Source organism: Dyadobacter sp. CY323 (genome assembly GCF_021390245.1).
Lineage (GTDB): Bacteria > Bacteroidota > Bacteroidia > Cytophagales > Spirosomataceae > Dyadobacter.
Genome location: NZ_JAJUXH010000002.1, coordinates 517,672 through 533,564, shown reverse-complemented (window position 1 = coordinate 533,564; position 15,893 = coordinate 517,672). Strand labels below are relative to the sequence as shown.

The following is a 15,893-nucleotide window of genomic DNA, read 5'->3' as shown; positions in this document are numbered from 1 at the left end:
TTATCGGTTAAAACAAAGCGATTTTTTGTTTGATGATTTTCTTTTCGGTTTCAATTACTACAATGTAAATGCCTGCTGACAAGCCTGATAAGTCGGTTTGACAGGAGCCGGAAGTTTGGAAATCCATTTGTTTCTGGCCACGGATGTTACACAGATTTACACGAATGTTGGCTGCGCGGGGCAATTCAATGACTAACGTGCGATTTACGCAGTAGATACTTTCCTGTCTGCCGACCGGCTCCACCGCCGTGATAATGGAGGCCGCAAAAATCGGGGCTACGTTGCTATACCCCGAACTTCCGGCTGCATTGATGGCTTTGATCCGGTAGTAGTAATCCGCCACATCCAGTATTTCCCGATCTGCAAATTGAATAACCGACGCGGCCTGCCGGCCGATTTGCTTGAAGTCTGCATTGGGTTTGGTCGAACGTTCAATGATCACCTCGGTCGCGTTGGCCGAAAGTTTCGACCATCTCAATTGTATCAAATCAAAATCCACCGGAACAGCTGTGAGGTTGGTGGGCGCATCCGGGATCGGGGCTTTTGCAGTGGTTGCGTCCGCTACATTGCTGTACGGCGAATTCCCAATCGCATTCACCGCCCGGATGCGGAAGTAATATTTGGTTTCAGCATTCAGACCTTTACTTTCATAGGTTTTCACATTCGCCCCCAGATCAGCAATTTTATTGAATGTCGTCCCATTGGTCGACCGCTCGATTTGGAAACCGGTTTCATTACCCGACACATCTTCCCACGCCAGGTTAATCTGCTCATAATTTACGGTGGTAGCGCTCAGCCTGGCCGGTGCATTTGGCACAACATCCAAAGTAGTAGCGTCTGCGATATTGGAAAATATCGATGGACCCGATCCATTGACCGACCGCACGCGGTACCAGTATTTGGTCGCGGGCTGCAGTCCGGTATTTTCGTAGGTGGTCGTATTCGCGTTTATGTCAGTGATTTTGGAAAAGCTCGTTCCGTCCGTCGAACGCTCCAGTTCAAACTTCGCCTCATTGGTCGCCTGGTCTTTCCAGGTAAGGTTGATCTGGCTGCTGGAAACCGTTTGGGCGGTCAGGTTTGCTGGAGCGCCGGGCGGGACGTCGAATGTGGTCGCTTCGGCGACATTTGAAAATCCCGAGCTCCCGATCGCATTTTTGGCCAGGATCCGGTACCAGTATTTGGTCAGTGTCGAAAGCCCGGTATTCGAATAGCTCGTGGCATTTTCGGGTAAGTCCGCCAGTTTGCTGAATGCATTTCCATCCAATGATCGCTGTAATTCAAAGCCCGTTTCATTGCCGGAGATATCTGCCCACGTGAGGTCGATCTGCGTATTGGAAACGGGCTGCGCACTCAGCCTTTGGGGTGCATTCGGAGCGACGTCCGGCGTGGTAGCATCCGCGACATTGGAATAATCCGAAGTTCCTCCGCCATTTTTTGCCAAAACGCGGTACCAGTATTTTGTTTTGGGATTGACACCATTATCCTGATAAGAAGTCGCATTCTCGCCCGCGTCGCCGATTTTGGAAAAGTTAGTCCCGTTCTCAGACCTTTCAATCTCAAAACCCGTTTCGTTGGTCGCATTGTCTGTCCAGGAAAGGTTGATCTGCCGTGCATTTGCGACGTTTGCCGAAAGTCCGGAAGGAGCCGTGGGTTTAGGAACCGACCTGCTCACGCAACCCTCGTTCGAGTAACCCGATTCTCCACCGGCACCGACTGCTTTTACCCGGTAACAGTAGCTGTTGCCCGCCGTCGTGGTGCCATCGTTGTAGCTGAGCGACCTGCTGTACGGAACCCTCGTAAGTAAGTTGAAACCACCTCCATTGTCCGAGCGTTCCAGCAGAAAAGTGGTGCCGTCGCTGTTATTTCCCTGCCAGGTAATGGCCATACCCCGACCGGAAATGTAAAAAGCTTCCAGATTGCTCGGGTTTGCAGGCGGGGCGGATGGTGTGGTCACCCTTACTTCATTTAACGTGCCGCCGCAAGATTTGTCGCAGGTGGCTTGCACCCGGTAAATGTAATTTCGGTTTTCCTGAACGGTTTTGTCCTGATAGGAAAAGGTGGTGCCGGACAGATTACCGGAGATCGCAGCAAAGTTCTGCCCCGGCCCGTCTTCTTTTCTTTCCACTATAAAAACCTCAACCGAAGCGGGAAGCCGGTCCCAGGAAAGATCCACCTGTTTATACGACACCACATTTGCCCGAAGCATGGGACGCTGGGCGAGGCCGGTTTTTGGGAAAAGCAGCACATTGCCGATGCAAAGCACAAAAAGTAAAATGGTATGAAAGAATGTTCGATTTTTCATTGTTCAGGATGCCAGATTGTAGCCAGATTTATTTCCAATCAACTTTTACCGGATTGGTTGCGACGCTCTCCCGGTTACCGGCGTCGACGGTCACGACATGATAGTAGTAACCGACGCCAGGTGCCGCATCCCGGTCGATGAATGCATTTTGCGTTCCCAGTGCAGCCGTGATCAATCTTGGTTTTTCGGTTTTTTCAGTGAAGCGATAAACCAGGAATTTTTCGGGCTTTTTCAATGGCGCATCCCAGCTTACGAGCACGCCTTTATTCGTGGAAGCGACATTCAGTCCGTGTACGGGAAGCACCGCGTCGAGTGGTTTGTAGTATTCAAAATCGGTGCTGAACCCGCTCAGTTTTTGATTTAATCCAAAAGCTTTGATCCGGTAGCTGTAACGGATGCCTTGTTTTACTGTGCTGTCGGTGTAGTAGTTTCGCGCATTATCCTCATTTTCCTGGCGGTAAATTTCTTTGTAAGCTTTATCGTCAGCGGCTTTTCTTTCAATCATATATCCGAGAATGTAGGGATCAATGGATCGCATATTTTCCCAGACGAGCAATGCATTTTCATCCTGATAGATCATTTCGGGATTAATGGGCGTGGCGAGACGGTCGGGGAAACGCGGTTCCGAATATAGTATCTCGCTCATCGGTCCCATATTGTAGCTGGTGTTTACTGCCACAACCGCCCACCGGTAACCCGTTCCCGTCGCAAGCCTTTTTGCCGGAACCTGGAATTTTAAATCCTTCCCAGCCAGAATAATATCCGAATAACGCTGCATTGAATCCGTCTGCCCGGCGGCGAAATAGATGTAGTAACCATGTGTGTCGAAATCGGCGGCCTGCCAGCGGAATGTGAGCGAGTCTCCGGATTCTTTCAGCTGAAAATGCGTGGGCGATACCAATGCGGGGCGATTGGCTTTGAGCATTCCCGAAACTTTCACCGACTCGGCCGAGGTTCCATACGTTCCGTTCAGCCTCACCTGATAATAGTAACCCGCAACCGGTTCCACCTGGTTGTCGTAATAAACCGTATCCGTCGCCGCAGCAATGCCGATTTTCCTGAAACTTACATCAAACTTCTCACTGCGCCAGATTTCCACCGACCGGAGATCTTTGGTAGTAGAAAGCTTCCAGCTCACTGCAATGGCATTTTCTTCTTCTTTTGAAACTGTTTTGATCTCATAAATAATGGGCGTTTCATCCTGCGGGCGGAGGTTGGCAATGGTTAGCATATCGGATGCATTGCTTTCGTTTCCCAAAAAATCTTTGAGATAAATCACATACGAATAGAGCATTTTCCGGCGCACATTCTGATCGGTAACAACCAGAAAAAGCGAGTCTTTTTTTCCTTTCCTGAAACCCCATCCTGCGCCGCATTCAGCAAAATCCGTCTGGCCGTAAGTAGCCCGAAGTACCCGCGCCCCGGCAATGTAGGGATTGGGTTTTTTAAGTAAATATTGAATGGTAACCACCCGGCCGTCGGCATGATGGCTGATGGCCGTGGCTGTTGTAGCCAGTTTGGAACCCGGAACTGAAACCGTACCCGGATTGTGAAAAACACCTTCCCGCGATCCCAGCGCACGAACGCGATAGTCATAACGCTTGCCCTGCACCACCTCCGTATCCAGAAACCCCAGCCCAAACGCTTCCAGATATTGCGGGTTTGTGGCATAGGCGCCGAGCGAATCCGCGTGCGCGGCATTGCGATAGCGTGTGTACAGCAGGTTTGTCAGTGAGTCATTCGGTATTTCGTATAATGGATTTTTGTCGGCAAGCAAGGTGAGCCGCGCAATGAGATCGGTCGCGCTGGCCGGGCCTTTGTCTGTGGTGCATACGGGTTTCCAATCCGGTTTGGCAGTTGTTTTGCCAATTTCCAGTCTTTCCACCACGTATTGCGGGCCGTGCAACAGCTTGTCGATCTGGATAAATACGCCGTACGGACCAGCAGCGGCCTGCGGTTTCTGCGCGTGCAATGCAGCCGGGGAAAGGCAAATGAGCACCAGGAATTTGTACAATAGAGTTTTCATATCAAAGTTTGGATCATTGACCTGCTACAAGGCAGCCGCTATCACATTTTGTAAAACTGCATTCGGGGGTAATGGACAAGCCGGGGCTTGATCCGATCTTATAGTTGGCAGTGCCATTTAATTTGAGACAGAAATCGGCCGATGTGCCGGTTGCAAGCCCGCTTATGTCTTCGGTTAAGGTCACCGAAAATCCGGCGCTGAGGCGTGAGTTCATCGCGACCGTGACGCTTTTCGCTCCCGGGTCGACGGTCAGTGTGCCGTCCACACCGCCATTGACATGGACTTCGCCGCCCGCGCTCAGCGAGAGCACACTTCCATACGCATAAGCATGTGCGCCGATGCCCAATCCTGTGCCTGTCGTAAATGCGCCATTGCTGTAATTACTGAACACATAACCGTCCACAAAGGCGTCCATTCCCACTTTATAGCCACCCACGCCGGGTAAGGAAAGTTCGTAATTGAAGGATTTGATCAATGGGACAGGCACTTCGCCTATTGCGTAAATGCCTTTGAAACCGTCGAACGAGCATGGCAACGCTTTGCGATGGCTGTTTGCAAAAAGCACCTGCTGCGCCTCTTCGAGATCATTGCTGTTGTAAACTCCCAGCATTAACCCGGCCCGCATCGTCACCGGCACGATCAACGGTACATCCTGCAATTCACCCGTAGCCGCGAGATAAAATCCATTTCCATCGAGCCGCACCTGCGCCATTCCGTTCATGAAAGTCATGGTAGGCGGAACGGGAATGTTCGAAAGCTGCATGGAACCTGTGAGTCGTTTTTTCTCGTGATCATAAACGAGGCTCAGTCCGCCGAGTCCGGTTTCAATGCCGTCGAGTCTGATCTTCTGACCTTCCGCTTTGATCTCGCCATAGGCAGTAAACGCAAGCCGGTTTTTCTCTTCCTCGCCCAGCATTTTGGAAAAACCCTGCGGTAATCCCGAGAATTTGAGCAAATCCCATTGCTTGTTGCTCACGGACTGGTGGAGAAACACTTTACTAAGACCTGAGTTGCCGCCAAGCCCCACTTTCAGTCGTTTGAAATCACCGCTCTCAGTATAATCCATTTCATCTTTTGCGGGATCAGTGAGGTCGGAGAGGCTTGTGCCCCATTTTGCCAAAGCAGCGGGATTGGTAAGATCTACATTGCGGCCGTGGGTAATGTGCGTTTCATTTTTATTATGTACCAATAATACATTGTCCAGTTTCAGCTTATCGGGTTCTTCCACGTATCCGCGCATGGCTATCACGCCATCTCCGAAGAAAATGGCAGTCGACTGGCTTTTGTCGGGGGCAACATACTGGCCCGCTTCGAAGTTGAGATACCCTTTGGTTTGCAGCTTGTATCCGCCCGGGACAATGGTTTTCAGTTTTACAGTACCCTGCGGTTTGGAATAAATAAATCGCATCGACACATCCTGCGGCGCATTCGGGATGGCGTTGGACATACCCGCATCGAATGCAAAGTAATCGGGACCGGTTTCAATGGTCGTGGGGCGAACGTTGATGATATTGAAAAACTTGAAAGACTTGCTGCCCGAGCCAAATGATACCACATCCTCGCCATTATCGAGGAGCGACAATGTAGCAAACCGCAATTCATCGGTTAGTCCGGGTACTGAGTTGGCAGGGAGCACGGCCGCCGTGGACGAACCCTCATTCGGAACGACTACAACCGCCCAGTGTCCTGCCATATCCGATCCCGTTTGCGGATCAAACCCAAAATGCGCGGTCCCTTTCAGATTCAGATTCGCTACGCCGGCTAATTCGAAATTGTTTTTCGGCTCTACGATCAGGCTATAAAAATCGCTGCGAAGGTTGAATTCCGTGATGGGGATATCCACCTTACCCGTTTTTACAACCCCTGATTTGGAATAAAAACCACCTTTTTTGTAATCCAGCTTCCAGTCGCGGATCTCCACGCTCCATTTGCCTGCCAGCGGGAAAGTGAGCGGCGTTTCGCCGGTTTTTACATCCACCGTATTGTTTTTCAAAACCAGGTCGCCGATCGTCACTTCCAGTTCTTTCGGCTGCGCATTTTTCACAATGCAGGTCATCACGGGATTGAGGTGGATTTCATCGCCGATCAACCGCGAACCTTCCAGCTTGCTGACGGCGTCGAAAGCCAGCAACCTCAGTTTCATAGGAGTTCCATTCGATTTGGATATCCCGAAGTTTGTCCATTTAATGTTGCTTTTCGCTGCGTCGAATGCGGTTACCGTCGGCTTGTTCGAAGGCTGCCCGGAAACTTCGGGATCGTATAGATAGAACTGACCTTTATCATAATATAGCAGGTTGGATGAAAAGTTGAACGAGTTGTCGAGCACCTGCGCTTTGGCCATGATCCTGCCCGTTGACGTACCTGGCGTTCTCACGATTTTCAGCTTGAAAAATAGCCCTTCCGGCGATGATAGTTCAATGTTGTATCTGGCCTTTTTAATATCTACCTCCGGCGAAGTATGGTATACCAGGTTTTTGAGCACGTTTGTTTCCAGCTCCACAACGTCGTTTGCAGGTATGCCCGCGGACGGATTTTGAGGATCGGCCTTGAAAACCACATTCTCAAAACGCACCCGGACATTTTTATCCACAATCGCGAATGGCCCCATTCCGGTGTCTGACAAGTCAATTTCTCCCGTCACTGCCATGGTTTTCGGGTCAATTTTTTCGACGACCACCGGGAAACCCCATAAAGATGCGATTTTGAATTTATCAAAAGCGGTTACCGTCAGTTTCAGCGACTGACCGGCTTGCTGTGGCATTAACAGTTTGCTGCTCGTGCCCACATAGGTTGTGCCGGCAGGCAATGGCGGATTCGACACATTTTTTGGGTCAAAAATCGCTTCGATGTCGATGGAGAAGCCGTCCAGGGTTTTGGCTACATCCATTGAAAAAGCACCGTCTTTACCGGTTACCGTACTGTATTTCACGGGAGCATTGCCGCCGGACGCGACATACACTTCGGCTCCTTCCAATGGGATTTCATTTCCTTTTCCTGCATTTAGTACTACAACTCCTTTCACCGTCCGCGCGGGTTGAAGGTCCACGATCCTGGTTTCCGCCAGCTTACTTTCCTTATTGGTAATGGCGACCGTCCTGGTGACATAGCCCGGCGCTGCGATTTCTACGTAAAGGTTATCAATGGAGACATTTTTAAACCGCGTTTCCACGATACCATCCGCTTTACTGGCCCCAAACTCAAAGCCATTCGATTTTTTGCCAAATAACCGCACGTATGCGCCAGGAACCGCTTTGTTCGTTTTTTCTTCTACCAGCTTGAATGTAATGCGGTGGTCGCGTTCGTAAATGTTGATGTCACCCGCATTGATCGTAAACCGGTTTGAATTGAGAACAGGTTTCGGAAGCTGCATCTTAATGCTTCTTTTTTCTTCGAAATAGCTGATGTTAACGGGGAAGATTTTGAGCGTGGATGAGGTAGAAGGTGTTTTGAGTGCAAATTTCCAGGTCCCGTCCTCGAATTTGGTCTTCACCATATTTCCATCGTCCGCCTGCGCATAAGCTTCCAGCGATGGGTCCGCACTGCCGAACAACGCTTTGGCATCCTGCGTCTGCACCGGTTTGGAACTTGCTTTATCGCCTGCCGCATTCTTGCCAATGGTTGCTGATGTTTTGGTAGTCGCGTCTTTTAAGTCAATAGTCGCATTGCCCGTCATAGCTACGGTCGACTTCTGAATGGCGTCAATATCGATCGCTCTGCCGGTAATGACCGTATTCGGCTCCATTAAGACGCGGTCGTAATAACTGTTTTGGCCTAATAACACATCGCCGATGTTGATTAGATGTTCATTCTTGGCGATGTTCATCCAGGAGACATACACATACCCCTCTGCTTTAATGCGCACGGTTGCATTGGTGCCGGGTTTTAGCTGAAAAGGTTTCAGAATCCAGCCTTCTTCATCCGTCGTCATCATCATACTCGTGATCTGCCCTGCCGGCGACCCGTTTGGGATGTAATTAAGGGTAACGATCGCATTCCTGATACCCTGGGTCGGGTTCGATTTATCCACAACGCGCACATTCACAATCGGATCGCCGGGTTTGAGGTGACGTACGACGGGGTCTGATTCAAATGTCTTGTACTGATCAGCGAACACGGGTTCGTAGCCTCCATTATTCGGGAGCAATACCTTATCGTTCACTTTCACGTCGTGCAGCTTCTCGCCCAGCCAGTAGTTGTCAACCGTCTTGCAACCTACGAGGCGGCTCACCCAACGGTACTCAGGCGAGTGCTGGGTGACACTCTTTTTCTGGTACTCTTCATCGCTGAAAGTGCCATAGGGTGTGTAGGTGGTGGGATAATTGGGGTTGTCCAGGTGTAAAAGGTCCCAAACGGTCTTGCAATCGATCTTCGTGGCGCCATACTGGGTTTTGTGGGCTGTTTCCGAACGCTGTTTTTCCTCCTCGGTTGCATACGGGGAAAACGTTGCTCCCCAGGTTTCACTGACCGTAATCCGTTTCACCGAAACCAGCTTGTAGTTATTCAAACCGTCCACCGAAGCTTCTGTCGAGAGGAAATAAGCATCCGGTTCGCCATTTGCCATGACCATTCTCGGGAATCTGGCGATACCGTCTGCATTCGTTTCCTGGGTTGAGATCACGGTATATTTCTGCATTTTAAATGTCACAGCCGATTTTGCGCCTGCCCCTTCATCCTCAGGCGGGCGGCGATTGGTGCCGGGTACTTTTTCCGTGTCTTTGGCCCGGCGCAATACCGACACTCTGATTCCGGACAGGTTGTTTTTAATACCCGCCTTTTGTTCGTTAACCAGCGAAATTCCCGTAGTATCCGACTTGGCTTGCGTAATGAGCGTGTAACTTTTAGCCACTGCGGTCACAGGCCCGAAGTCGTAGGAACCCTGCGGCTTCATTACCTGGTCATTTTGCAGGCCAAAAGTTTCGGTCGGACTTGCGTAGTAGGGATTGTCTACCACTACCCGGATGCCGCGGATATAAACCGTAGACGGCATCTTGAATTCTCCGGAACCCGTTGCTTCCGTAGCAGGAAGCGCCCCCAGCTCCATGGGTTTGGTCATTTTCACGGTGAATGTGAAAGAACCGTCCGAGCCTGTAACTTTTGTATCGAGCGTCTGGCTGAAATCGTGATGGAATTCGGCAAATTCGGCATAACCGCCATAGCTGGTGCCAAACGTGGTTTTGTCGGAGCCGGCAGCCTTGTATACTACCTGCAAATGCACCTGCGTGTTGGGCAATGCTTTTACCTGCGCACCTTCCTTGCCCGCGTCCGCAAACTTGTAAGTCAGCTTGCCTTTGAAGGTCATGGTCGGCGCCTCTGTAGTTTGAATGTTGTACGTGTATTTTTCAACCCGCGCCGGAGATATAGGCAGTTTTTCATACGGTTTTATAAACACGACCGGATCGGCATCTTCGAGTTCGAGGTCACAATCGGGGCAATAGATCTGGTAGGAATCGTAGGACGATCCTCCATATACGAGGTTGGAGAATGTGGCGCCATATTCCGTATCCTTACTTTTCAAGGCGACCATGCTGATGAACTGGAAACCCTTTTTTGCCAGCCCGTTCATTACCTGCAATCGAAGTGATTCTTCACCCTGTTTTGGATTTTCTGATCCGGAAAGCACGTCCGCATTCGAATTGGTTTTAGTACCAAAACCGCCGACGGGCTGAAAACCGCTGTTCGTGCCGGCTTGCACCGTTGTAGTCACCGGCCCGGACGACTGGTATCCCGATCCTTCAAATGGGAGCCGGTATTTGTCATAATCTTTGGCAATTCCTGGTTTTCTGTAAAGTACGAGGTGTTTTCCTGCCAGGTTTACGCCCGGTGTGCCTGGCCAGTTTTTGTACGATATCTTAGCTGTCACATCCAGATCATATCCGGTAGCCAGCCACGTAATGCCCTGAACCTCATAGCCTTTTTGCTCGGCGCTGGATATCTGGAATGTGTTGTCGTTGTTGGTTTGATAATATCCTGGTTCCGCAAGTGGCTGGATGAATGGATGTACGGGGTCGATCACAAACCGCGTTAGCACAGTCGAATCGCCCAGGCCTTGAACGGAAGTTTTCAGGATTTTTATGGTATAGTTGCCCGAAGCGTCGGATTTTCCGTAGGCTACCGTTGTCCGGAACCTGTTCGGAAAAATTTTCATGAGCACGACACGCGTGTCAGGCAGCGGGTGCGCCGCGCCACTTTCTCCCGGGAACCGGTAGGCGAGTAATCCTCTGATGGTGAGGCTATCCGCTTCATTTCCTTTGTCTTTTTCAATCAATGCAAAAGATCCTGGTTTAGAGATCAATGCAGCATCTCCGAGTTGTGCGCGTTTCCTTCTCACATCCGACATTCCCTGCAATTCAACCTGAACCTGGTAGTTTTTTCCCGGCGGCATGTTCGCTGGCAATTCCGATTTTTCCAGGGTAAGTTTTTCTTCCCGAACCATCCGGTCGAGTACAATGGTGCCCGATTCGCGTTTCTCGTTCGTTTTGATCACGACCCGATAGCTTAGTTCGCCGAACTGTTCTACGATGGATTTTCTAGATTGCGCCTCAAATGCTTTTCGGAGTATTTTTTCAAATTCTTCATCCAGTTTCCACGAAATCTCCAACGGATTGTTGCTGCCGACTTCCACGGTCGCATTCCGTTTACCGGCAGGTTTGGTGATGGAAATATATTCAAGATCAATGCCGATAGGAGTCTGGATTCCGTAGGTAAATGCCTGCACCGGACTTTTGCCGTCGTTCATGAAACTCAATCTTTGTCCGATTGGCTTTGCCTGCACGCGCCACGCGTACCTTTTCCCTTTTTGCAGCGGCGGATGCTGCGGACTATATAAAAATGTAGTTGTTCTGAGATGATTCACTTCCACGCCCGATCTCGGCAGCACCATCGCATCGATGTATACGTTCGGGTCCACATTGGTTTCGGGCAATTCCACGATGCGAATGCTGTATTCGACTTGATTCGGCAGGATACCTACCGGCGCCGACCACGTGAAAAGTTGTGTTTGTGGCGTTTTGACAGTGATTTCTTCCTCGGCCATCGGAGAGATCAAGATCGGCGGTTCCACAATGCGGATGGGGATTAATCCGCTGCAACCCATAGGGAATTCGGCGGATAATGGCCGGGTGGTCGCATTGTCAAATGCCTGGACACAAAGCTGGTAGTTACCTTCGGGAAGCGGCAGTCCGCGGTAAAGCAGGTCTTTGTTCATTCCCTCCACTTCAATCTGATTGAGATCAAAAAGACCTTCCAGCTCGGCGCGGGTAATGAGCCTGTTTACATCGGCGGGTCGTAATTCGAGCGGGCGCAACGGACGATAATTCATGGAAGTGCGGATCACGACGCCATTATCACCTTCCAGCTTTCCCAGCAGACGTACCGACATTGCGCGGCCCGACAGATTTGAAATAAAAACCTGAACGCGGTTGCCCGTGCCCGGATAATCCTGGATATACGGACTATATGGCGGCAAAACGTTGGTGGTAATGCGCACCTGGTTTTGAGCCAGCCCGGAATGGAATGCGATACTCAGGAACAGAAACAGCCCGATCCAAATGCGCCGTCCGGTAAAGTTGCCAGATGATTTAAAATGAAATTCCATAGCCGATATTTCCTCTGAATTCATTGAATTTTTCCGTTTGAATGCCCGTGTTCGAATTGAGATAATTGAACATAATGTTCAGGCTTTGCCTTTTTGCGAGTTGATAACCCGCATTCGCCGAGGCGGTTAATACTTTTCCTGTTTCGCCAAATTGCTGGTTGACCAGGTAAGAAAAGTTGAATGAAGTGTTAAGTTTCTTTTTCAAAAAGCTATAATTCGCTCCGAGCGTCGGGCCGTAGAACTTTACTTTCTGATCGGTACTGCCCGGTAAGGTTTGCGGCAGGCTCGTCTGGGTGTAAGACAGCATCAGGTTCGCCCCGAAGCCACTTTGGCTAGCCTGTAAGAAATAGCCGAGGTTTGCATTCTGGCTATTGTTTTCGGTTTGAATGGCCGTGTTCGCATTTAGGTCCGACAGTTGCTGGTGTGAGCCGGTGAGGGTGAAAATGTGGGAGAAATCTTTGTTAAAAATGGAGTATCGCACATTCGCCGTGGCGGATAAATTGTTTTGTGCAATGCGCAATGTATCGATCAGCGGCCGGATTCCGGCGCGCTGGCTCAGTCCGTAATTGGATAGGGAAACGTCGAATCCCATGGTAGGGTCGGGGTTTATGGAAACCATCATGGAGCCCACCGAGCGGCCAGTGCGTGTATTTTTATTTTGGGCCAAATTATCAAACTGCTTTCCATAACTGCCCGCCAGCCGCGCTTTTCCTTTGAGCAAATTCAATGAAACATTGCCCGTATAACTCTGAATATCACTTTGGAAATAATAGGCACCCATGGTCTGGAAATTGGGATCAATGCGTTTGTAGAGGAATTTGACGGAACCCCATTTGCTTTGGTAGCCTAATGCGGCCTGTGTCGCCTGCGTAAGCTGAGTCGAAAGCCGGGGCGTGATTAACTTGCCCACCAGCCGGTACAGTGGATTTTTTCCTTCCGCCTGAACCTCCGACGCAGCCAGATCCCGCGTGTAGGAACTCGCCGCCAGATCTGCCTCCACCAGTATATGTTTGATAAAAAGCAGACGTGAAGTAAGGCCGATCACCATGTTTTCGGCTGGCGTGGTATTCCTTTCGGGAGACAAATTCATGCGGTCGATGGAGTTGGTATCGTCGCGCGCCCGGAGCATCACAAGATCCACATAGTTGCCGGGCTTCCCATAACCCACTTTCACCGCATAACCGGTTCGTTTGAAAGAAGGAATGACATCGGGATCAGAAATTGTTGAGGAAATCGCTTTGTTAAAACGGCCATAAACCGCGCCGATCCGCAGTTTTCCGGGATTAAGCTCCACGCCTCCGCCCAAAAATGTGTGGCCTGCGAGCGTGAATGGCGAAAACGACACATTGCGGTAACCAGCATGCGCGGTGGCCCATTTATAGGTAGGACTAACCCCGAACTGGTTGAACGGCTGCCTGAAACTGGCCCCCTGATTGCCCAGCACAGCCGAAAATGGCAAGGAAACGCCACCCGGAAGAGTTAAGGTAACGGCGCCGCTCAGACCGAACGGGTTGGGCTGGTTACGCCCCGCAATGCCGCTGGACGTGTACAAACCCGCATAGGCATTGAGCCCTCCCGAAAGTTGCACCTGCTTGTTTTTTTGACCGCCATCTTGCGCACGTAAATGGGCACAGCAGCAGAACCAGAGGCAGATCAGTAACAAACCCGAGCGTCGCATTTGCAAAAGAGGTTTTATGTTGAGTCAATACGGTTACAGACCTAACCGATTTTTCCGAAAGGTATTTGTGCGGTCTTCATCGCGCTTTTTAAAATCGATGAACGACGTTCAATAATCGATGAAGGAATCAGATTGTAGATCGGTAGCTGCTGACGAAATTTGTGTGGTCGGCAAACCGACATTGAAAATCGTTGTCATTTAGTAACCGATTTGCGGAATAATGTTAATACGATATAATTTTCTGTCAAAATCCGCAACTTTTAGCCGAAAAGATGTTAGATTTTATAGGATTAGTAATATTTTAGCCTGTCAAACTTTTTCGTGTTTTTTTGGTGTATTCTACTAATTCAAGTGCTGACAAGCTATTGTGGCAAGCCTTCAAGCTTGGTGATGAGGATGCATATACAAGGTTATACCAAAAGTATGTGCGGGTGCTTTTCAGTTATGGAAAGAAAATCCTGACCGACGATTCCCGGGTTGAGGATATTGTACAGGACCTGTTTATTGACCTCTGGCAGTCACGTGCACGGCTCGCAGATGTGGAAAATCCAAGATTCTATCTTTTCAGCGTGCTCCGGAGACGGATTCTGAAATCCCTTTCCAAAGAACCGGCGATATTACAGGATTGGGAATTTACCGACGAAGAAATTCTTCCGGTATCGCTTCCGGAGGAATTCTACATCATTGAGGCTGAGGGGATTGAAAAGCAAAAGCATCATCTGGATACCTGGCTTAAAAGTCTTCCGGTGAGGCAGTATGAGGTACTGATGCTACGTTATTACCAGGATTTCAGCTACCAGGAAATCGCCGCCATTCTTTCCATTAATGAACAATCGGTCCGTAACCTCATTACCCGGGCACTGGAAAAACTCCGCCAGCTCACCGTTCAAATGCTGATTGTACTTATCTTATCTTTTTTTTAAAATTCTTTTCATGAAGTGAGTTAAAACAGAAAGAATCCTGCTCTTTCTTATGTAACCTATGTATAACTTTTACATAGAATTATACCATTCGTATGAGTTACGATAACTACGACACTGCTGATTTCCTGGAAGACCCAAAATTCCGAGCCTGGGTTTATGACAATTCACCTGAGGTAGAGACCTTCTGGTTGAAATTTCTCATTGATTATCCTGAGAAATCAGACATGATCAATAGCGCGCGGTCTGTCTTGCTCGTACTATTTAAACATGAGGAACAAGGATTTCCCGAGGAGTACCAGGTTGATACCATGTGGGAAAACATCGTTCATGCAAAAGAACGGAGACCATTTCTGTTCAAATCCGTCTGGCTGCGCCTGTCGGTGCTCACTACCTCAGCGGCTATATTTATTCTGGTAGCTACCTGGCTGCTCAAAGCACCTGCGCCTAATACTGCGGCAACCTATCGTGCGTTGGTCCAGTCGGATAAACGGGAAATGGCTGAAAAGGAAAACCGGACTGAAATGCCCATTCGGGTCACACTTCCGGATGGCAGCCGGATTACTCTCAAGCCCCGAAGCAGCGTGAGTTACCCAAAAGAGTTCGATGCGCGAAAGGAACGGGAAGTTTATCTGTCCGGAGAAGCCTTTTTTGATGTTAAGAGAAATCCTGACCGTCCTTTTTTTGTTTACGCCAATGAATTGGTCACCAGGGTATTAGGAACGAGTTTTTCTGTGAAAGCATATGACGATTCGCACCAGCTTGAAGTAGAAGTGAAAACCGGGAAAGTATCTGTCTTCACCAGGAAATCTCATTCAAAAGAGTCGGAAGATTGCAGTTCTGAGGCCGAGCAGACGATTTTGACACCCAACCAGAAGGTGCTGTACTCGAGAAGCGAAGAGCGGATGAAAAAGATGCTTGTTGACTTCCCCGAGGTGATTGCATCCTCCGATCCGGCGGTAATTCCGATCCCGCACTTCCAGGATGCGCCGGTTTCGAAAATATTTGCAAATCTAGAAGCAGCTTATGGCATTGATATTGTATATGACGAAAACCTGATGGGAAATTGTCTGTTAACCGCTTCATTTTCAGACGAGTCGCTTTACGATAAGATTGACCTGATATGTAAAGGTGTGGAGGCGGAGTTTAAAGTAATGGACAGCAAAATATTGATATCCGGGAGAGGTTGTCATTAGAATTTACCAAATATAACCTAATCAATTATTCATCTAAACCACCATGTATGCGCTGATAGATTACTGAAAAAAGGCTGATGATGTTTGCACCATCACCAGCCTGTACACTTTTCCTCTCTGACGAATTTTATCCGCTCCCACGGATTGAGGAACTGTTTTGTCCCATTTCTCATGTTA

General features: G+C 49.4%; 6 protein-coding genes. 2 read left to right on the top strand and 4 right to left on the bottom strand.

Annotation, left to right across the window (positions count from 1 at the left end):
• Positions 1–7: 7 nt before the first annotated feature.
• Genes LZG72_RS05590 through LZG72_RS05575 form a run of 4 tightly spaced genes read right to left on the bottom strand, consistent with a single transcriptional unit; the run spans position 8 to position 13,600 of the window.
• The gene (locus LZG72_RS05590; protein ID WP_233868609.1) at positions 8–2,302 is read right to left on the bottom strand and encodes a fibronectin type III domain-containing protein; all 2,295 of its coding nucleotides are present in this window, start codon (positions 2,300–2,302) and stop codon (positions 8–10) included.
• 28 nt (positions 2,303–2,330) lie between these two features.
• Positions 2,331–4,328 (bottom strand): hypothetical protein, encoded by a 1,998-nt coding sequence (locus tag LZG72_RS05585; protein WP_233868606.1) that lies wholly within the window; start codon positions 4,326–4,328, stop codon positions 2,331–2,333.
• Positions 4,329–4,341: 13 nt separating this feature from the next.
• A complete protein-coding gene (locus LZG72_RS05580; RefSeq protein WP_233868603.1) occupies positions 4,342–11,946 on the bottom strand; it encodes a hypothetical protein in 7,605 nt (2,534 codons plus the stop codon).
• Positions 11,906–13,600: a hypothetical protein gene (locus LZG72_RS05575; protein WP_233868600.1), complete on the bottom strand. Its 1,695-nt coding sequence runs from the start codon at positions 13,598–13,600 to the stop codon at positions 11,906–11,908. Before LZG72_RS05575 ends, LZG72_RS05580 begins: the two co-directional genes overlap by 41 nt.
• 332 nt (positions 13,601–13,932) lie before the next feature.
• On the opposite strand from LZG72_RS05575, the gene LZG72_RS05570 reads away from it, so the two are divergent.
• Together LZG72_RS05570 and LZG72_RS05565 are read left to right on the top strand one after the other, a co-directional pair.
• On the top strand, positions 13,933–14,523 hold the full coding sequence (locus LZG72_RS05570) for an RNA polymerase sigma factor (protein WP_233868899.1): 591 nt from the start codon (positions 13,933–13,935) through the stop codon (positions 14,521–14,523).
• Between the two features lie 92 nt (positions 14,524–14,615).
• Positions 14,616–15,716, top strand: coding sequence for a FecR family protein (locus LZG72_RS05565; protein ID WP_233868597.1), 1,101 nt, complete (start codon positions 14,616–14,618; stop codon positions 15,714–15,716).
• The last annotated feature ends 177 nt before the right edge of the window (positions 15,717–15,893 follow it).